Source organism: Pontibacillus sp. ABV4_188 (assembly GCF_056311905.1).
Genome location: NZ_CM149975.1, coordinates 3,015,783 through 3,035,466, shown reverse-complemented (window position 1 = coordinate 3,035,466; position 19,684 = coordinate 3,015,783). Strand labels below are relative to the sequence as shown.

Below are 19,684 nucleotides of genomic sequence, written 5' to 3'. Positions count from 1 at the left end.
AGTTAGGAGGCTTTATATGGCGGCGTATGGCATCGGTGCGATACTAGCAGTGATTTTAGGAGCTATTGTGGGGTTGATTTTTAGAAAGCAAATTTATGATGAAGTTGACCGGCTTGAGGGTTGGAAAATGGATATTATGAATCGTGAAGTAACAGAAGAACTTTCCAAGGTTAAATCGTTAAATCTGTCTGGTGAAACGCAAGAAAGGTTTGAGTCTTGGCGTTCTGAATGGGACGATATACTATCCAAGCAACTTCCTAACCTTGAAGAGCAGCTTTTTGAGGCGGAGGATTATGCCGATAAATACCGGTTTGGTTCTGCAAAAAAGGTCATAAAAGCCATTGAAGACCACTTGAACAAGATCGAGTCTTCAATAGATAAGATGTTTGAAGAATTAGAAACGTTACTTCATTCCGAGGAGAACAGCCGAAAAGATATTGAAACACTCCATCCACAAACAAAACAACTTCGAAAAAAATTATTGCAACAACGTCATCGATACGGGAGTGCTGAGGTTCGTTTTGAAGTTATGATTGACGATGCTGAAGAGAAATTGCAGAGTTATTATCAGCTTGTCGAGCAAGGTAATTATTTCGAAGCGAATGAACTTGTTCAAACTATGAAAGACGAGATTGACCAACTAACTGTCCAAATTGAAGAATTTCCTGCACTTCATAAGATGTGTAAACAAGAACTCCCATCACAAATTGAGGACTTAGTAAACGGATTGAAGCAGATGAGTGATGATGGGTATCGAGTTGAAGCTTATAACTTTGAGGAAGAACTTGCTGGTTTTCAGGAGCAGCTCGATCGATATTCCGAACAATTGGACCAGGCAAACATGGAAGAAGCTCGTTCAGGAGTCATAGAGATTGAAGAACGTGTAAACGAAATGTTCTCCCAATTGGAGAAAGAAGCGTTTGCAAAGAGTTATGTAGAGAAGCATCAACCAAACTTGTTATCTCAACTTCAATCGATCCGTGAAGATATACGTTTGAGTAAAGAAGAAATCGAAGTATTGCAGCATACATACCAATTTGAAGATAAAGATTTGGACATTCATACAAGTCTTGAGAAATGGGTAAATCTGCTATTAAAGCAATATAACGACATTATGGATGAACTTCAAGAAGGTCTTCCTCATTCGTCTATACGAGAGGAACTAGAGCGATGGGAAATCCAACTTCAAGAGTTAATCGAACAACATAAACAGTTTAAGGAACGTTTACATGAAGTTCGTGCTGGTGAACGGGAAGCAAAAGAACAGATTACAGTAATGAAGCAAAAGCTGATTGCCGTAAATCGCAAGTTGCAAAAAAGTAACATCCCAGGAGTGCCTTTGTATTTGCAAAGTGCAATCGAGGCAGCTGCCCATTCTCTCTATCGTGTGCACGATTTGTTAGATGAACAACCGCTTGATATGAATAAGGTTAGGGAGTCGCTTGACCATGCTACAAAGGAAACAGAAAGTGCGTCTGAGCAAACAGAGCTTCTCTTAGATCAAGCAGCTCTAGTTGAGACGATGATTCAATATGGTAATCGTTATCGAAGCCAGTATCCTTTCACAGCAGCGAAGTTATCAGAAGCTGAGCGTTCGTTTAGGAATTATGAGTACGATCAAGCATTAGAGTTAGCAACGGAGGCACTAGAAGAAGTGGAACCGGGCGCGCGTGATCGCTTGGGTGAATATATAGGGGTACGTTCGACGGTAGGATAGGAGGTAAGCATGAAAAATCGCTTAGTTATGGGTCTCTCCTTTTTATCAATTGGGATTTGGATTGTAGTCATCTTACTTCTAATGTTCCCTTCAGAAGAAAGTACAGTAGGAAAACACAGCGAACGTCTTTCCTCTACTCTTCAAACCAAGTCTTCTGATGACCTACCTAGTTTGGTCTCTAAATATGAAGCTCTCAATATTGAAGAAGTAAATGAAAAGTATGAGAGAACATGGAAAGAAAAAGGCTTAACCCGCTCTTGGGCTAACGAATGGAGTGAAGATGGCACGTTTGCCATTGATGACCTGTTAACAAAACTAGAGATTAAGTAAAGTCCTTTCCTGTTTGGAAAGGACTTTTTTTAGGTTCTGTAAATGTTTATTGTAATTTCATCTGTTCCATATAAGCCCCTTATATGGAACGCTCGAAGCTGAGACACTTTTGTGTAAATTGGGCCGTTATGTCATTGAGTGTTTGAGATATCCGGGGAACGACTTGCTTTCCGCTTCCCCACATCTTAAGGGGGGGAGACTTGCGAGGTTTTCACATATGGTATGTTTCCGTTACACCATATATGGCAGAGGTGGTTCGGGAAATTGCGAGACTCCTGCGGCAGTAGGAGCCTAGGGGAGACCCCGGAGGGAGCGAATTGAACTTGCCCCACAAATTTGGACACAAATTCTTAAGCTGCTTCTAGTGTTTGTTGGCGATAATTGGAAGGGCTCTTCCCATTTAATTTCGCTTTGATTCGTTTTTCATTGTAATATCGCATATACTTATCCAATTTTTCCTGGAAGTCTTCCATATTGTTAAAGGACTTTCTATAAAGGAATTCAGCCTTAAAGATTCCAAAGAAATTCTCCATTACAGCGTTGTCGTGACAGTTTCCTTTACGGGACATACTCTGAACCACGCCTTCCTGTTGTAAGCGTCGAACATATTGAGGCATTTGGTAATGCCATCCCTGATCAGAGTGTAAAAGGAGATCGTCGGAATCAGAAAGAGATTCAAACGCCCTCTCTAACATCGTTTCTACGAGGGCATACGTCGGCCTGAACCCCCATGTATACGTTATGATTTCACCGTTAAACAGATCCTGAACAGGGGAAAGGTAAATCTTCTGGCCAAACAGCTTGAACTCTGTAATATCAGTTGCCCACTTCTCATTTGGCTCTTCAGCTGTGAATTCACGGTTCAATAAGTTATCAGATACCGTTCCTACTTTACCGCCATAGGAATTAAATTTGCGTGCACGAACCTCACATTTAAGATAGTCTTCCTTCATAATCCGATAGACTTTCTTATGGTTGACGAGATAGTTTCTATTTCGAAGTTCCATCTGGACACGACGGTATCCATATAAGCCATCGTGTTCCTCAAAAATCTTATGAATTTCGGCTCTTATCTCTTCATCACGATCCGTTCCATTCATCACACTAAGCTGATAGTAAAACGTACTACGTGGGAGGCCAGCTATTTCACATAAGCGATCAACAGAATATTTATTTTCATGCCTAAGTTCATCGATCGCTTTTACTTTGAATCGTTTCGACTGTTTCGACTGTCTGCTTTTTGAACTAAGGCTCTCAACTTTTTTAAATAAGCAACTTCCATGTGAAGAAGTTCGTTTTCTTCCTTTAATTCCTCATAGCTCTTAGGCTGTTCATTTTGGGATTCATGTTTCTTGTTAGTCATTTCTGGTTGCCCCTTTCCAGACCAATCAAGGGCTTCGTCTCCTCCTTTATCCCATTTCTTTTTCCACCTGGCGACCATTGAGTAGTCTGGGATTCGGAAGAGGGCTGAGGCCTCTCGAATGGAGTAATTCGTGTTTTCGATAAATTGAATTACCCTCATTTTAAAATCTGGAGAGTAGCTTGGATAGACGGGAATAAATGCCTTTTCTTCATGGTATTTGTATAGTTTGACCCAGTAACGGATAACAGAATCATCTACGCCCACTCGGCCAGCTAATTCTCTGTAGCTCGTTCCTCCATTTAAATATCTTTGTACCACATCATGTTTGATAGATGGAGTAAATTTTTTCATTTTGTCACCTCATATTCTTGGAACAACTTCGTCCAAAAATATGGGGCAAGCTCAAATGCGACTGAGGAGGCTCCCCAGCTCGCCGCGGAAAGCGAGTGATTTCCCGAACCACCTCACGCTCTAATAACGCAAACGGAAACATTCTTTCAGTTTCGAGTCTTCAACAATCCCCCCTAATCTTGAACGACAAAGCCTTTTTACGAGGGAAGGGTCTGAAACTTCTTCCTAATCATGTTATAGTAATGTTGACATATGAGAGCGATTGACAGATCAGTCAGAAGAAACGTATGATAATAGAATTGATTGCAATAAGAGAAAAGGGGATCGGTGCCATGATTTACTTTGACAATAGTGCCACGACAAAACCATATCCCGAAGTGCTAAAAAGCTTTCAGCAAGTATCAGAACGATATTATGGGAATCCTTCATCTATACATGCTTTTGGAAGTGAAGCAGAAAGACTTCTTCAACAATCCAAAAAGCAGGCTGCTCAATTGCTAGGTATACAATCAGACGAAATCGTCTTTACTTCTGGAGGAACTGAAGGGAACAATTTAGCTGTAAAAGGGATTGCTTTACAACACCAAAATAGAGGGAAGCATATTATTACTACTTCCATAGAGCACCCTTCCGTGTTGGAGGCATGTCGTTCATTAGAGTCGCTTGGGTTCGAGGTTACCTATCTCTCTGTAAACGAACATGGACGTGTTAGTGTGGAGGATGTACAAGAAGCAATTCGCGAAGACACTATTTTAATTAGTATTATGCATGTCAACAATGAATTGGGAACCATCCAACCTATTGAAGAGATCGCTACGCTTGCTCGTCGGCATCCTAAGCTTTATTTCCATGTCGACCATGTGCAAGGCTTAGGGAAGACAGACCTGGATCTGTCCCTGATTGATTTGTGTACGATGTCGAGCCATAAGATACATGGTTTGAAGGGAACAGGTATCCTTTATGTGAAGCGTAATACGTCGTTGTTTCCATTGCTGCATGGAGGAAGTCAAGAAGCTTCTTATCGGGCAGGAACTGAAAATCTCCCTGGAATCGTTGCAATGGTTAAAGCACTTCGCATGACGAAGGAAAGCCAAAAACACAAAAGGAAACATCTAAAGGAATTGCATCACTATTTGCGTGAAAAGATTTCTGAAATAGATGAAGTTGTCATGAACACACCTTCTGATAGTGCGCCGCACATCGTGAACTTTTCCGTACCGGGATATAAGCCAGAAGTGGTCATTCATGCTCTTGGTGAGGAAGGGATCTATATTTCCACAAAGTCAGCTTGTTCTTCTAAACACGCTGACGAGAGCGCTGTCCTTAACGCTTGTGGCCATTCACGTGAACGGTCTTCTGCAGGGCTTCGTGTTAGTATTACGTATGATAACACGATGGAAGAAGGAGCGCGATTTATTCACGTGCTTCGCAATGTATTAACCGAATTAAAAGAAGTAATGGGGTAGATAACATGCATTATGATCATATATTAATCCGCTACGGAGAAATGTCGTTAAAAGGTAAAAACTTAAAACACTTTGTAGCTAAGTTGTATGAGAACGTAAAAGCCAAATTGCACGATTACGAAGATATTAAAATTAAGCGAAATAGAAATCGTATGTACATCCTTTTGAATGGCGAGGATCCTGAACCTATTCTGGAAAGATGTAAAGATGTTTTTGGTATTCAGTCATTTAGCTTGGCAATAAAAGTAGAGAATAAAGAAGAACAAATGAAGGAAGCTGTTGTGTATGCATTAACACATGGGAAGAACACGAAAACGTTCAAAATTACCACTCGTCGTGTTGATAAAGATTTTCCTATTGATTCACAAGCTATGAACCGAGTTCTTGGGGGATATGCTCTGTCGAATACAGAAGGATATACAGTTGATGTACACAACCCTGATTTAGAAATTAATGTTGAAATTCGAAAAGATGGAACCTACATCACTTCAGAAAAAATTCTTGGGGCTGGTGGACTTCCGGTAGGTACAACGGGCAAAAGCCTTCTTCTTCTCTCAGGAGGAATTGACAGTCCTGTAGCAGGCTATTTATCAATGAAACGCGGAGTAGAAATAGAAGCAATACACTTCCATTCCCCTCCTTATACAAGTGAGCGCGCAAAGCAGAAAGTCCTTGATTTAGCTAAGCAATTAACTCGATACGGGCATAAGATTAAAGTTCATATTGTTCCGTTTACGAAATTGCAGCAGACCATTCATCGGGAGATCCCTGAAGGCTATGGTATGACTGTAATGCGTCGCGTTATGCTTCAAGTTAGTGAGCGTGTGGCTGAAGAAAGAGGTATTCTTTCCTTTACAACTGGTGAAAGCCTTGGACAAGTTGCTAGTCAAACAATGGAAAGCATGAATACAATTAACGAAGTAACGAATTATCCAATTATTCGTCCTCTTGTATCCATGGATAAATTAGAAATAATCGATATTTCTAAGCGTATTGACATGTATGACATTTCGATTCGTCCTTTTGAGGACTGTTGTACGGTATTCGTGCCAAGTGCACCAAAGACAAGACCTACTCGTGAAAAGGTTCTTCAATATGAAGAGCGAGTTGACTTCACTGATGAGATTGAAGAAACTGTTGCAGGTATTGAAACAGTCGAATTTGAAGAGAATCATACGCAGGAAAAAGACGAATTTTCTGATTTGCTTTAATAGATAATCTTAGTTGAACTGCCAAAAACTGTTCAGAATGAGATCCTCCTTGTGGCGCATGCTAGTAGTACAAGGAGGTGAAACACACATGGCATATAACAACTCAAACGAACTTGTAGTACCTGGCGTACAACAAGCTCTAGACCAAATGAAATATGAAATCGCTCAAGAATTTGGCGTACAACTTGGTCCTGACTCTACATCCCGTCAAAACGGTTCTGTAGGTGGGGAGATCACGAAGCGTCTAGTTCAAATGGCTGAACAACAGTACAGCGGTGGGCAACAACAATAATTAAATAATGTGGTTTGAAAGGGCAGTGGTAACACTGTCCTTTTCTTGTGGGTGAAAAATAGAAACTTCTAACCTGTTTGAGTCTTTAGCGGGGAAGGGCCGTTATGTTTGATGAGTGATTGGGCTTGCTCGGGGACAACTCGCTTTCCTGCGGGGAGCTGGGAAGCCTCCTACGGGAGAAAGAGGTCGACGAGACCCCGGAACGAACAAAGTGAGTGAGGAGGCTCGACAGCTCGCCCGTGGAAAGCGAGTCGTTCCCCAGACACCCTGGCTCTCAACGACATAACGGCCCCATTCACATTAAAGTGTCTCAGCATAGACAAGGTAAAGAATTTGTGAGTATCTAAAGAAATATGATATGTTACTTAAAAAACAAGGGAGTAGGTACATATGGCAGAGTTATGGTATGGTGGAACGATTTATACGATGAGGCAAGAGGGAGAGCAGGTGGAGGCTGTGGTTACGAAGAATGGCCGTATTGAAATGATAGGTGCTCTTGAAGATGTGATGAACAAGTGGAAGGGTTCGATTGATAAGGAGCATCATCTCCAAGGTCAGGTCATGTATCCGGGATTTGTAGACAGTCACCTGCATATCATTGGTCACGGAGAGCGGTTACTTCGTTTGGATCTATCGTTCATGAAGTCTCCTGAAGAGGTGAAAGAAGCAGTAGCCTCTCATGCGTCGCAACTTCCACCAGGTGAGTGGCTTATTGGTGAGGGATGGAATGAGAATCAATGGGCAGACCCACGTATTATACATAAATCAGAGTTAGATGAGATATCAACCGACCATCCTATTATGCTAACTCGAGTTTGTCGACATGCACTGTTGGCTAACTCAAAGGCAATGGAGCTTGCTGGGGTTACAGAAGAAACAGAAGACCCTCAAGGGGGGAAGGTTGTAAGAGATCAACATGGGGAAACGACTGGGTATTTCTTAGATGCCGCTCAAGATCCCATTAAGGCGGCCATGCCCGATTATAGTCAAGCATATCTTGAAAAAGCTGTATCTGTAGCTGTAGAGGACCTTACAAGGAATGGGATTGTTGGTGGTCATAGTGAAGATCTTAATTACTACGGTGGGTTCAAAAAGACATATGGGGCTTTTCAAAACAGTATAGGAGGTCATCAATCGAAATTTCGGGCTCACCTACTTGTTCATCATGAGGTTTTAGATGATATGTTAACAGAAGGATTGAGTTACAAAAGTGGCTCAGATTTCGTTGAACTAGGTGCTGTAAAGATTTTCTCTGATGGAGCTATTGGTGGCCGTACGGCTCTTTTATCGGAAGGCTATGAAGATGATAAAGGGAATAGAGGGATGGCTATTCACAAAGAAGAACATTTAGCTCAGCTTGTCAAAAAAGCACGCAAGCATAATCTACCTGTAGCCGTTCATGCCATTGGGGATGAAGCTGTTGCTATGATTACACGTATCTTAAATGGGGTTCCCGATGCTCCTTATCGGGATCGAATTATTCATGCACAGTTTATGCAAGATAAGCTTTATGACCAGATGAAGACGACGAATTCCATTGTGGATATTCAGCCTACATTTGTTTCCTCTGATTTCCCGTGGGTGTTAGAAAGAATTGGTGAACATCGTTTAAAGAATGCTTATCCCTGGAAGAGTCTTATACAAAGCGGCATACCTTGTGCAGGGGGTTCAGATGCGCCAATTGAGGAGATTAATCCACTCTTAGCCATTCAAGCAGCGGTTATAAGAAAATCAGTTCATGACCAAAAGGTATATGGTGGTGAGCAGTGTCTGACTATGTATGAAGCAATATCTCTTTATACAAAGGGGAGCGCATACGCCATTCATGAGGAAAACAAGAGGGGGCAGATCATTGCAGGCTATGATGCCGATTTTACTATTTTTGATCGAGATCTCTTTGCTCTTCATCCTGATCGTCTTCTAGAAGCAAATGTTACAAGAACGATTGTGGATGGTACCGTTGTCTATCAGCGATAAACGAGTAAGTATTGATTTTACAAAAACCGTCTAGAGGAGTACTCCTCTAGACGGTTTTTTATAGAAACGTGCGCTTGACTCGCTCCCAATAAGAGTTATCTTTTAATTTTATCGTCTTAATCACTTTGTCGCTTAAATTAACTTTTACATTTCGGATGTTTCGTATAGGAAGTGCTTCAATATCGATCCCTAAGATCGGATAGTCATTTCCGTCTTGTACCAATTGTAAATTAAGTGTGCGATCTCCACTTAAGATGAATGAAGAGCCTAACGTCCGGTAACGGTTACTATTTATAGAAGCGAGCTCAGATACTTGGAAACATGGAAGTTTAGGATCGACCACAGCACCTTTTGATGATTTGTTATATCCTGTGCTCCCTGTAGGGGTCGCTACGATTAGTCCATCACCTCGAAACGATTCGAAAGGAATGTCGTCAATGAAGACATCAATTTCAATCGTCTTAATAAGTGTTGAGCGCATGCTTAGTTCATTTAAGCAATAAAATGAAGATTCATTATTGATATTTGCCTCAATTACAGGGAAGCGCCTTACCTCTAGAGCTTCGTGCATCATAGAATGAACCATTTCATCAAAATGATCTAAGTTAAAGTCACAGTAGAGGCCTGATTCATTTTCAGAAGTTGTAATTCCTGTGTATAAGCAATCTTCACGGAAACCCGTTTTTCTTACAGATTGAAGAAACATCCCGTCCCCGCCAACGCTAATAATAATATTGGCGTCTTTATGATGTTGAACAATCTCAAATCCATTCTGTCTAGCTAAATCAAATAAGGGATTGAGCTTTTCTACGAGCTCCTCCTTATGTTGGTAGTAAAAGAATAACTTGTTGCGATTCATCATCATCATTATCTTCAACACTCCTCTTCGAATGGCGATATCATCTTTATTAGGTGGATCCCTATTCACATCATATCAAAAACGTAAGCGTTTTCTAAACAAATTAATGTCAGATTGTTTAAATTTTATGAAAGGAGATGAAACTAGATAGAAAAGGAGGGATGAAAGAATGGTCTGGGTGTTGGGGATTGGCGTATTCTTTGTTGTTAATATTATTATCGTTTGGTTCTCGAGACTCTACATCACGCTGACCTATCTGCACTCTTCTGATCAGGATTTTTTAAAAGTGGAGTTACGTTTATGGAAATGGATCAGAATAAAAAAGGAAGTTCCTATGATGGCTTTAGATAAGGATGATCTTTCTCTGAAGACAAAAGAGAAAACAGAGGTTGGAAATAAGAATAAAGGAGAACAAGAAAAATCTTATACTCCTGAAGAAGTCGTCAATCGTATTCAAAGTATTCAAGATCTTGTTACAAGGGTGATTGGGTTACATAAAATAATAACACGGTTCTTGAGGAAAGTTCATGTTCATACATTACTTTGGGATACTCAAGTTGGCACTTCAAATGCCAGCATAACTGGCATGGTGTGTGGAGGGATTTGGTCTTTGAAAGGGGCATTAGTTGGTGTGGTCTCCAACTGTATGAAACTAAAAGGAACGCCTGAAATATATGTAACTCCTTATTTTCAACAAAAGCATTCTCAAACTCGTTTGGAGTGTATGATCTCGTTTCGTTTTGGGCAAGCTATATTCGCAGTATTACAAGTCGTTCGGTACTCTCGTGGAAACATACCGAAGTGGCGGAAGAAACCCGCGTAATTCATATGAGGAGGTACAATCATGTCAGAACATCCGATTCAAGGTTTGATGACCACTGCTATGGAAAGCTTGAAAGATATGATTGATGTAAACACAATCATTGGTGATCCTGTTGAAACGCCAGATGGCAGTACATTAATCCTAACGGTATCAAAAGTAGGATTTGGCTTTGCGGCAGGGGGGAGTCAATTCAAGCAAGACGGTGGTAATAAGAACGGGCAACAACAAGGAAATGGTTCTAACTCTGGTTCTAACGGTGAAGAACTTCCTTTTGGTGGAGGAAGCGGTGGTGGAGTCTCCATCACACCAATTGCTTTTTTGATCGTAAACAAAACATCAGGAGTGAAAATGATTCACTTGGATGAAAGCACTCATTTATATGAGCGTATGATTGACTTGGCACCACAGGCTGTACAGAAAATACAAGACATACTTAGCAAAAACGGTGATAAACAAAATGGACAATCATCTGGTAACAGAGGCCAAAATGGCGGCCAGAACCAAGGACAAAATGCAGGACAAAACCAAGGTGGTTCTGATGGTCAGAACTATTCCTGGTAGTAAATGATTAGACAAGGAAAGAAACTGCCCTCATAATAGTATGGGTCAGGCTCTTTCCTTATTTCATACATAACGAGGGATCCTAAAGAGCTTTCATACAGATAATTAGAGGAGGAATGCATCATGGCATCTATTACATTCAAAGAAAATCCCGTTACACTAGTTGGCGAGGAAGTAAAAGTAGGAGACAAAGCTCCTAACTTTACCGTCCTTGCTAATGATCTATCAGAAGTTTCTTTAGAACAATATGATGGGGTTAAATTAATTAGCGTCATTCCATCAATTGATACTGGAGTATGTGACGCCCAGACGCGTCGCTTCAATGAAGAAGCCGCTCAGTTAGACAATGTAAATGTTCTAACGATTAGTATGGACTTACCCTTTGCACAACGTCGCTGGTGTGGTTCAAACGGTATTGAAAACGTAGACACGCTTTCTGACCATCGTGATGCGTACTTTGGCGAAGCATTTGGCGTTCTAATTAAAGAAATGCGCCTTCTTGCACGTGCTGTATTTGTAGTGAACAGCCAAAATGAAGTAGTGCATGCTGAATATGTATCAGAAGCAACAAATCATCCTGATTACGAAGCAGCAATCACTGCAGCAAAAGACGCTCAATAATATCCAAATGCGCGAAAAGGGCTAGGCATCTTGGTTTCTTCTTTCTTTGTATACAAAGCTGTATGCAACTTAGGGGTAGCAGGATGCCTAGCTTTTTTGTTTAATAGATGACTATTGTATAAGCTTGACCCTTTACATAGTCTTTAATAAGATGTAGCCTCTAATTTGGTATTCTTACGATGCATTTGCTAAACTAGTAAAGTTGAACGTGATAATAGGAGGAATAAGCATGGATCAGTCTCATGTTGAATTGTTATATACATGGCTCGATGAAACAGCTGAATTAATCGGTGAGGAAATCGACCTTTCATATTTAGAATTGCTACCCTTAGCGGGTGAATTACTTCTTGAAGGGGCACCGTCTACAGATTACAGTGAAAGTCTTCAAGGTAAACTGTCAGATAAGATTAAAGGAATTCAAATTGAAAACTTCAAAAAAGAAGAAATTCGTAAAGGCTTGCAACTTGCTATTTTAAAAGGGATGAAGGGATCAACTCAGCAACAGCATTTGATTACCCCGGATTCCGTTGCTATTTTTATGGGTTATTTAATACAGAAAGTGCTTGGTGAGCAGGAAACGGTCCGATTATTTGATCCTGCAACAGGTACGGCTAACCTTCTTACTGCAATCATAAATCAGATGGAACAATCGGTAGAAGCTTACGGAAGTGAAGTCGACCCAACGTTAATTCAACTCGGGTTATTAAACGCAAATTTACAAAAATCAGAAGTGGAGTTCTTCCACCAGGATAGTCTCCGTCCTTTATTACTCGAACCAGTAGATGTTGCAGTGGCAGATCTTCCTGTCGGGTATTATCCGGATGATCTCCAAGCGGCTAATTATAAACTAAAGGCAGAAGAAGGACATTCGTATGCTCATCACTTGTTCATTGAACAAACATTACACTATGTTAAAGAAGGCGGCTACTCTTTATTCTTAATTCCAAACTTCCTGTTTGATAGTGATCAATCAGAACAACTGCACGCATTCTTACAAGAGAATGTTCATATTGTCGGAGTGCTGCAACTGCCAGAATCTATGTTCAAGAATGAGAAATTTGGTAAGAGTATCTTCATTGTGCAGAAGAAAGGACAAGACACTAAAGCGCCTAAGCAGGCACTTATGGCTAAGCTTCCTTCTTTCCAAAATGCTAAGGCAATGAATGATATGGTTAATCAAATTAACGATTGGTTCAAGTCGGAAAGAACGTCATAATTTTTAGAAAATAAAGATTTCAAGGAGAAACCGTTTCCAATTCCTGAATTGTCTTGAAAAGCTTGATGGCGGGTGGTTAAATGGGAAATGGTAATCATGAACCTAGAGTATTAAGGGGATGAAATAAATGTCAAAAATTTTATCAATTAATGCGGGTAGTTCTTCTCTAAAGTTTCAATTAATCGAGATGCCTGCTGAAGAAGTAGTTACAAAAGGTCTTGTTGAACGTATTGGCTTAGATGATGCTCTATTCGCAATTGAAGTAAATGGTGAGAAAGAGAAAACCGTTACAGATATTCCAAATCACGAAGTAGCTGTAAAGTTGTTAGTAGACAAGCTTACATCAACAGGTGTTATTGCATCTCTTGATGAAATAGACGGAATTGGTCACCGTGTTGTACATGGTGGAGAACGCTTCGCTGATTCTGCTGTCGTTACGGAAGAAGTCATTCAAGAAATTGAAACGGTTTCTGAATTAGCTCCTCTTCATAACCCAGCGAACCTTACAGGAATCCGTGCATTCCAAGAAGTGCTTCCAAATGTACCTGCGGTTGTCGTATTTGATACTGCATTCCACCAGTCCATGCCAGAGCAGTCTTACCTTTATAGCCTGCCTTACGAGTACTATGAAGAGTATGGCATTCGCAAGTATGGTTTCCACGGAACATCTCACAAGTTCGTTTCAGAACGTGCTGCTGAAATGTTAAATCGTCCAATTGAACAGCTACGCATCCTTTCTTGCCATATTGGTAACGGTGCATCGATCGCTGCAATTGAAGGTGGCAAATCTGTAGATACATCCATGGGCTTCACACCACTTGCTGGTGTTACAATGGGAACTCGTTCAGGTAACATTGACCCTGCCCTAATCCCATACATCATGGATAAAACAGGTAAAACAGCAGAAGAAGTAATCCGCGTTCTTAACAAAGAAAGTGGAATGCTTGCTCTTTCTGGTTCATCTAGTGATATCCGCGATATCATTGAGAAAGCAGACCAAGGCGACGAACGTGCGGAATTAGCTCTTGAAGTATTCGCAGCACGTATCCACAAGTACATTGGTTCTTACGCGGCTCGTATGCACGGCGTAGATGCGATTGTATTCACTGCTGGCGTTGGTGAAAACTCTTCCCCTGTTCGTGAACGTGTCCTTCAAGGATTAGAGTTCATGGGCGTATACTGGGACCCAACACTAAACAAAGGAATTCAAGGGGACGAAGCGTTCATTAGCTATCCTCATTCCCCAGTTAAAGTAATGGTCATCCCAACAAACGAAGAAGTTGTCATTGCACGTGACACGGTTCGTTTAACTCAATAGGATGGTATAAACCGCTCTATGACGGGGTTTCAAGCTATTTGCTTCGTTATCTATAATCGAAGTTATAGGCTTGATATAACCACGACCTAAATTTAAGCAACCTTTTTCTAACTTATAAATTTTTGTTAGGAGGAGGTTGCTTTTTTATGTCTGAAAACCCAAAGTTCAAAAGGACAAAGCGACACAGAAAAAGACGCCAACGTTTTACGCTTGATGATGCCAGAGAGTACATCATAAGGGTTAAAAAGTTAGAAGGGCTTTCTAAGAGTTCTATAGCCAATTATGAGAAGGTGTTTAATGACTTTGACCGCTTCTTTGGTGAAGAAACACTCGTTGAGTCATTATCAGTTGATGATGCTAGAGACTTTATACACTGGCAGTTAACAGAAAAAGTACAATTCTTGAATGCTAAGCACCGTAAGACTAAGGATAAAGGTGTTTCGATAACGAGTGTTAATACTTACCTTCAATATGCTAAGGCAGTGTTTAACACACTAGTGGATGAAGGATTGCTCGATGAAAGTATATTTAATGTTATTAAGCCGATTAAAGAACAAACAAAGCAGATAGATACTTTAACGGTAGATGAGATCAATAAGCTGTTTAGGGCTATGGACAAAACCTTATATACTGATTTTAGAGAGTATGTGGTCTGTCATGTGCTTCTTGACTCATTTGGGCGGATTGAAGAAACCTTATCGGTTAAAAAGTCAGAAGTGGACTTTAAGCACAATACCATTACATTCAATCAAACAAAGAACGGCAGATTTAGAGTTCTACCGCTTACCAAAAAAACTTTAAAGCTTATTGCAGAGTTAATGGAAGAGACTGAAGACTTCCATTCTCCATATTTGTTTGTATCTACACATGGTACAAGATTAAGACCAGACACCTTCAGAAAGCACCTTAGAGAGATTGTAAAGCGGGCGGGGATAGATAAGCGTATTCATCCTCATTTGTTCCGTCACAGTGCCTCTAGAATGTTTTTAGAGCAGTCAAACAACATAAGGGTGCTCCAGAAGATATTAGATCATTCACACCTTGAAACAACCTCAAGGTATGCGCATGTATTAGACAAGACTATTGAAGATCAGCATCGTCAGTTCTCGCCAATAAATATGCTTCAGGAGAGAAGGAAGAAGCTAAAGAGAGAAACTAGGGTCTAGTATGCATTTGCATAATAGATGAGATGGTGTATTTCAACATCTAAAGATGCACGTAAAGATTCGCTAAGGAATAATAAGATTCCCACCACTAATACCTAATTCTTTTAAGTGTTATTTGCTTTTGGGTATTAGTGGGTAAATAGGCAATAAATGTTGTGCTAATATGAAAATAGCCTTAAAATGAGGGTATATAGTAGCAGAAAGTGGGTTTTATTATTTTACAGCATTCATACAAATATAGCCTGCTTAGAAATTTTAATGATAATAAATTAAAACATATCCTAAGCACTAAAATAAATGGCTTTGATGAGGAATTTGAGAGTACAAACGGTACTAAATATGAAAGAATAAGAGAAGTCTTAAATGATATGTTAGGGGAAGGTTATGATGATGAAAATATAGAAGAAGCTTTCTTCAAGTATCTAGTGTTTAAGAAGCCTGAAAGAACATATATCTCTACTCTTTCTACTAAACTAACAGTAGGTGAAGCTTTAAATACATTGTCAAAAAGCAACAAATTCAGTCATATAATCGATAGAAAAATAACTAAAATAATAAAAAGTAACGATGAACTAGTTTCCATTAGACGTTATGAGAACCAGATCGTTTTCCTATTTAAGTTAGGAGAAGCTGAGGTAGGAAAGGATAAAGAAAAGTGTGCATTTTATGTACCTTGTATCTTAAATTTTAAGAACAAAACTTGGGAATTTAGAGTTAATCAACACCTTATGAGGAATACCTCAAATATGAAACTGCGAATCATTTTACAAAAGATAAAGACATTTATTGATACTTCACTTACCTTGGAAGCATATACGGAAGAAGAATATAAAGAAGCGGACATACACTATGGCCTATACAGTATGTTTGTTGAAGAATCTGAAAGATCTTTAAAACTTGTAAAAAACGAGGTAGATAAGAGTGGAGATTTAGAGAGAAATGAAGCTGAACTAAAAGAGAGTATTAGTAAGTATTTAAAAAAGGACTTGAAAATTAATAATCCTAATAGCTTTATTAATAACGTCTTGTCATTAAGGTACCAAGATAAAGCAAGAGATATGGATATTAAACAATTTATTAATGATGGTGGGTATATATTTGGTTTTACGTTTGCAGACAAAGATATAACAAAGTCTACTAATAGGAACGAAGACCATGAGCCAGTTTATTACTCTAAAATCTTTTGGAGCCTTAAGGAAGTCGTTTCAGAATATGAAGAGATATCGGAATTAGGGATGTATTGGAAGTTTGATAGAAACCAATATAACAGAGTTTCCAAAAACCAAGAGGATAATATCTTTACGGAAGTTGCTCTAAGAGAAACCTTAAACATATTAGAGATTCATTATTATTATGATGGAGATGATTTAACTCAAGATACCATTCTAGAAAGGAGAATAAAAGAAGATTATGTTATACAAAAAGTTAACAAACATATATTCACAAAATAACGCCCTTGAAAATGAGTATCCATTGGAAGAATATTATCCTTTACTTAATTATTTTATTGCGCAAGAAGTCAGTTTAGGTTCCAAATATCTTAGTCCATACCGTTTTTCGTTGGTTAACCCTTCTATAAGTCCAAAAGACTCAATTCGCTTCTTCCTAGGTTTAACAGATGGTGATGCTGAAAATACAGTGCTTAAACAACTTTATAAATATGAATGTGAAGTGTGTGAGAGGGATAATATTTTAAAGAGCGAAGAAGACTTGATAAATTTCAAATGCAAGCACTGTGGAGATGAAGATACATTAAATAGCTCTGATTTTTTAAGTGAAGTGAAACTTTTATTTAAGTTAAATGAAGACATATATTATAGTATGTCCGCTAATTTAAAGAGTAATCCCCTCTTTATGGAAGAAGTTAAGCCTCAAGCTGTGATAAAGACGGGGATAGATCAATCAATAAGTGTTAAATCAGCTGAGGATGTTTTATACAAAAACGATAGGTCGATTGGTGAAAAACCAGTTCAGAGAATGGAAACTTTGAAAAAATACCAAAATTATTTAATCGGGTGATAAAGACATGACTAATTCCAAATTAAGTGCAAAAACACCTAAATTCCTGGTTATGATGGTATTGTTCTTGGCTATTTTTAGTGGTTTTACACTAATACTCATTTTACTGAACAGAAATATTATGGTTGATCAGAATAACGTTGATATTTTTAAGTTGTATATACGTGCTTCCTTTATTTTAATTGGTAGTACACTCTCTGGAATAGTGGCGCTATATATCTTTACTTTACAAGAGAAAAGTAAACAAAGGGAAAAAGAAGAAAAAGAACAAATTAACTTTGAAAATATGAAAGAAGAATTTGAGGAAAATTTAGAAGTGGCTGAGAAGTTATACAAGTTAATAAATGACATGTCCCCAGATACAGTAGCTGATGATTTACATAGTGATACAGATATTAAGGAGACTTTTTTGGCAACTTATACCCAATTAAACTATACATACTATAACGAATTTTTAAAAGATATAAACGTTAAGAGGTATAGAAACCAAATGGCTGCGTTCAAGATGTCGTATCAAATATACAAGTATTTAGATCTGATTCTTAACAAATTAGAGAATAAAGAAAACACAAAAAAAATACTTGAAATAATAAAAAGAGATATAGCAAAAATGAAAAGTATATACTACGACCATTAAGTCTCAAAAACGAATGTTTTTGAGACTTTTTATTTTGAAACGAAACACATAAGAAAATAGCTGAAAATCAGTTTCAAAACACGTATCAAAATCAAAGTTTCAAAATATACTTCTACCACCCTTTTTGATACAATATATGTAATAACTATAAATGGATGGTGTTACATAAAATGCTAATGGGTTACGCTAGGGTAAGTACAGAAGAACAGTCACTTGATTTGCAGCTCGATGCTCTAGAAAAAGAAGGGTGTGAAAAGATATACCAAGAAAAGATAAGTGGAACGAAAGATGAACGGCCAGAATTACAGAAGCTGCTTGAGTTTGCTAGGCAAGGTGATGTGTTAGTAGTATATAAACTTGATCGTCTAGGCCGATCAACGAAGCGGTTAATAGAATTGGCTGATGATCTTCAGGATAAAGATATTGAGCTAAAAAGCATACGGGATAACATAGATACAACTACAGCGGTAGGTAAGGCTATGTTCAGAATGCTAGCTGTTTTGTCAGAGATGGAACGTGATCTGATAGCAGAGCGGACGAGGGCAGGTTTAGAGAGTGCTAGGGCAAGAGGACGTAATGGTGGAAGGCCTAAAGTAGATAGCGCACAACTAGAGAAAGCTCTGAAGTTGTATGATTCAGAAGATTATACTATTAAAGAAATAAAAGAAATGACGGGTATATCTAAAGCGACTTTATATAGATCAATTAATAACAATAAGATGGGTGATGACAATAAGAATTTATTTAACTAATGTATATACATATGGTTTGGAAAAGATTTATATATATAAACATTATCATAGTTAAAATAAAGGAGTATACCTGTGAAAAAAGAGATCCCTTTCAGTGAAGGTAAAGTAGTTTTTTTTAAAGAAGCAGATTTTTGGAGTGAGTTATTAGGGATGTGCAATGAAGAAACAAAAGACATTTGTATAGCAACCTATAACTTTAATTTCAGAGACCAGTATGAAAAGTCTTTCTATAAGCACCTATCTAGACTTGCAAATCTAGGAGTAAACATAAACCTGCTATATTCTAAAATGACTTTTAGTGAAGAAGAAAGGTTTGCATTGGAAGAAGTATTTAAGAACTTTGTTATGTGTGCGGAACTAAAATCTAATCATTCGAAGCTTTTCTTAACAGATGACATTGCTTATATTGGAAGTGCAAACTTTAGCTTTAGTAGCAATAATAACTACGAGAGCGGGGTAATCTTTACAAACAAGGATATTATTCTTGAAATTAGAAAATACTTTTTTGAAGAATTAATAGACAAAAGTGAATTTACTAATGTTCCCGAAAGTTTTGACCCATTTGATTTTCTTCCGAATATAATATCCTCAGTCGAGAAGTTACATGAGACAGAAATAGGAGATTTATACGGAAAGGTAAAGCATAATATGACTGAATTGCGATTTCTTGACGGTATGGAGAAAGACCTGGAAACACTAGGTTACCCAGTGCCAATTACATTTGATTGGTGGAATCTATATGAAAGGCTATATAAAGAAGAACATGTCCCTAAAACAGTTTTAAGTGATTTTAAAGACTATGTAAATACTCTACTGCCATATTTGTATAAATTAAAGTCTATAATTAGAGAATATTATCAAACGTCAGGAAGAGTGCAGCTTTTAGAGAAAATAGGTTTAATAAAGAATAGTGGTGATGGGGGCTTTTAGCATTATTACTTGTAAGTCTGGGGTGGGGGTGGTTTATAGTAATTATGAACTTTTACTTTCACCAATAAGCCCCCA

At 38.6% G+C, this 19,684-nt stretch carries 19 protein-coding genes; 17 read left to right on the top strand and 2 right to left on the bottom strand.

The annotated features are described in order from the left end of the window. The first annotated feature begins 16 nt into the window (after positions 1 to 16). Positions 17 to 1,717, top strand: a complete 1,701-nt coding sequence (gene ezrA / locus ACYX4O_RS15600; protein WP_476352024.1) for a septation ring formation regulator EzrA — start codon at positions 17 to 19, stop codon at positions 1,715 to 1,717. 9 nt (positions 1,718 to 1,726) lie between these two features. Then, positions 1,727 to 2,047 carry a hypothetical protein gene (locus tag ACYX4O_RS15595; RefSeq protein WP_476352022.1) on the top strand — a complete coding sequence of 107 codons (321 nt, stop codon included), beginning with the start codon at positions 1,727 to 1,729 and terminating at the stop codon, positions 2,045 to 2,047. Between the two features lie 350 nt (positions 2,048 to 2,397). On the opposite strand, the gene ACYX4O_RS15590 is transcribed toward ACYX4O_RS15595, so the two are convergent. Continuing rightward, positions 2,398 to 3,761, bottom strand: a protein-coding gene (locus ACYX4O_RS15590) for an IS3 family transposase (RefSeq protein ID WP_476352020.1) whose coding sequence is annotated in 2 segments (ribosomal slippage) — positions 2,398 to 3,314 and positions 3,314 to 3,761 — 1,365 coding nt in all. Because the reading frame shifts where the segments join, the coding sequence is not laid out codon by codon here. 332 nt (positions 3,762 to 4,093) lie between these two features. Between ACYX4O_RS15590 and ACYX4O_RS15585 the strand changes: the two genes are divergently transcribed. The 4 genes from ACYX4O_RS15585 to ACYX4O_RS15570 all read left to right on the top strand — a co-directional run bounded on the left by ACYX4O_RS15585 (position 4,094) and on the right by ACYX4O_RS15570 (position 8,707). Beyond that, positions 4,094 to 5,227 carry a cysteine desulfurase family protein gene (locus ACYX4O_RS15585; protein WP_476357164.1) on the top strand — a complete coding sequence of 378 codons (1,134 nt, stop codon included), beginning with the start codon at positions 4,094 to 4,096 and terminating at the stop codon, positions 5,225 to 5,227. 5 nt (positions 5,228 to 5,232) lie between these two features. Next, positions 5,233 to 6,438 carry a tRNA uracil 4-sulfurtransferase ThiI gene (gene thiI, locus ACYX4O_RS15580; RefSeq protein ID WP_476352018.1) on the top strand — a complete coding sequence of 402 codons (1,206 nt, stop codon included), beginning with the start codon at positions 5,233 to 5,235 and terminating at the stop codon, positions 6,436 to 6,438. Positions 6,439 to 6,526: 88 nt separating this feature from the next. Then, the gene (locus ACYX4O_RS15575) at positions 6,527 to 6,730 is read left to right on the top strand and encodes an alpha/beta-type small acid-soluble spore protein (RefSeq protein WP_036786461.1); all 204 of its coding nucleotides are present in this window, start codon (positions 6,527 to 6,529) and stop codon (positions 6,728 to 6,730) included. Between the two features lie 390 nt (positions 6,731 to 7,120). Further along, positions 7,121 to 8,707 (top strand): amidohydrolase, encoded by a 1,587-nt coding sequence (locus ACYX4O_RS15570; protein WP_476352016.1) that lies wholly within the window; start codon positions 7,121 to 7,123, stop codon positions 8,705 to 8,707. Positions 8,708 to 8,765: 58 nt separating this feature from the next. Here ACYX4O_RS15570 and ACYX4O_RS15565 read toward each other — a convergent pair whose 3' ends face one another. Further along, positions 8,766 to 9,569 carry an NAD kinase gene (locus ACYX4O_RS15565; protein ID WP_476357162.1) on the bottom strand — a complete coding sequence of 268 codons (804 nt, stop codon included), beginning with the start codon at positions 9,567 to 9,569 and terminating at the stop codon, positions 8,766 to 8,768. Between the two features lie 166 nt (positions 9,570 to 9,735). Between ACYX4O_RS15565 and ACYX4O_RS15560 the strand changes: the two genes are divergently transcribed. The 11 genes from ACYX4O_RS15560 to ACYX4O_RS15510 all read left to right on the top strand — a co-directional run bounded on the left by ACYX4O_RS15560 (position 9,736) and on the right by ACYX4O_RS15510 (position 19,609). Next, positions 9,736 to 10,389 carry a DUF2953 domain-containing protein gene (locus tag ACYX4O_RS15560; protein WP_476352014.1) on the top strand — a complete coding sequence of 218 codons (654 nt, stop codon included), beginning with the start codon at positions 9,736 to 9,738 and terminating at the stop codon, positions 10,387 to 10,389. 21 nt (positions 10,390 to 10,410) lie between these two features. Continuing rightward, a complete protein-coding gene (gene ytfJ / locus ACYX4O_RS15555) occupies positions 10,411 to 10,950 on the top strand; it encodes a GerW family sporulation protein (protein WP_476352012.1) in 540 nt (179 codons plus the stop codon). Positions 10,951 to 11,073: 123 nt separating this feature from the next. Continuing rightward, positions 11,074 to 11,571, top strand: a complete 498-nt coding sequence (gene tpx / locus ACYX4O_RS15550; RefSeq protein WP_476352010.1) for a thiol peroxidase — start codon at positions 11,074 to 11,076, stop codon at positions 11,569 to 11,571. Between the two features lie 229 nt (positions 11,572 to 11,800). Beyond that, positions 11,801 to 12,787 (top strand): class I SAM-dependent methyltransferase, encoded by a 987-nt coding sequence (locus ACYX4O_RS15545; RefSeq protein ID WP_476352008.1) that lies wholly within the window; start codon positions 11,801 to 11,803, stop codon positions 12,785 to 12,787. Positions 12,788 to 12,914: 127 nt separating this feature from the next. Beyond that, positions 12,915 to 14,105: an acetate kinase gene (locus ACYX4O_RS15540; RefSeq protein ID WP_476352006.1), complete on the top strand. Its 1,191-nt coding sequence runs from the start codon at positions 12,915 to 12,917 to the stop codon at positions 14,103 to 14,105. 146 nt (positions 14,106 to 14,251) lie between these two features. After that, a complete protein-coding gene (locus ACYX4O_RS15535; protein WP_476352004.1) occupies positions 14,252 to 15,271 on the top strand; it encodes a tyrosine-type recombinase/integrase in 1,020 nt (339 codons plus the stop codon). A 203-nt stretch (positions 15,272 to 15,474) separates the two neighbouring features. After that, a complete protein-coding gene (locus tag ACYX4O_RS15530) occupies positions 15,475 to 16,722 on the top strand; it encodes a hypothetical protein (protein ID WP_476352003.1) in 1,248 nt (415 codons plus the stop codon). Then, on the top strand, positions 16,682 to 17,290 hold the full coding sequence (locus ACYX4O_RS15525) for a hypothetical protein (protein ID WP_476352001.1): 609 nt from the start codon (positions 16,682 to 16,684) through the stop codon (positions 17,288 to 17,290). Before ACYX4O_RS15530 ends, ACYX4O_RS15525 begins: the two co-directional genes overlap by 41 nt. 7 nt (positions 17,291 to 17,297) lie before the next feature. Beyond that, entirely contained in the window at positions 17,298 to 17,927 is a 630-nt protein-coding gene (locus ACYX4O_RS15520; RefSeq protein ID WP_476351999.1) for a hypothetical protein, read from the top strand. Between the two features lie 170 nt (positions 17,928 to 18,097). Continuing rightward, a complete protein-coding gene (locus ACYX4O_RS15515) occupies positions 18,098 to 18,679 on the top strand; it encodes a recombinase family protein (protein WP_476357160.1) in 582 nt (193 codons plus the stop codon). Positions 18,680 to 18,751: 72 nt separating this feature from the next. Beyond that, positions 18,752 to 19,609, top strand: a complete 858-nt coding sequence (locus ACYX4O_RS15510; protein ID WP_476351997.1) for a phospholipase D family protein — start codon at positions 18,752 to 18,754, stop codon at positions 19,607 to 19,609. Positions 19,610 to 19,684: the final 75 nt, after the last annotated feature.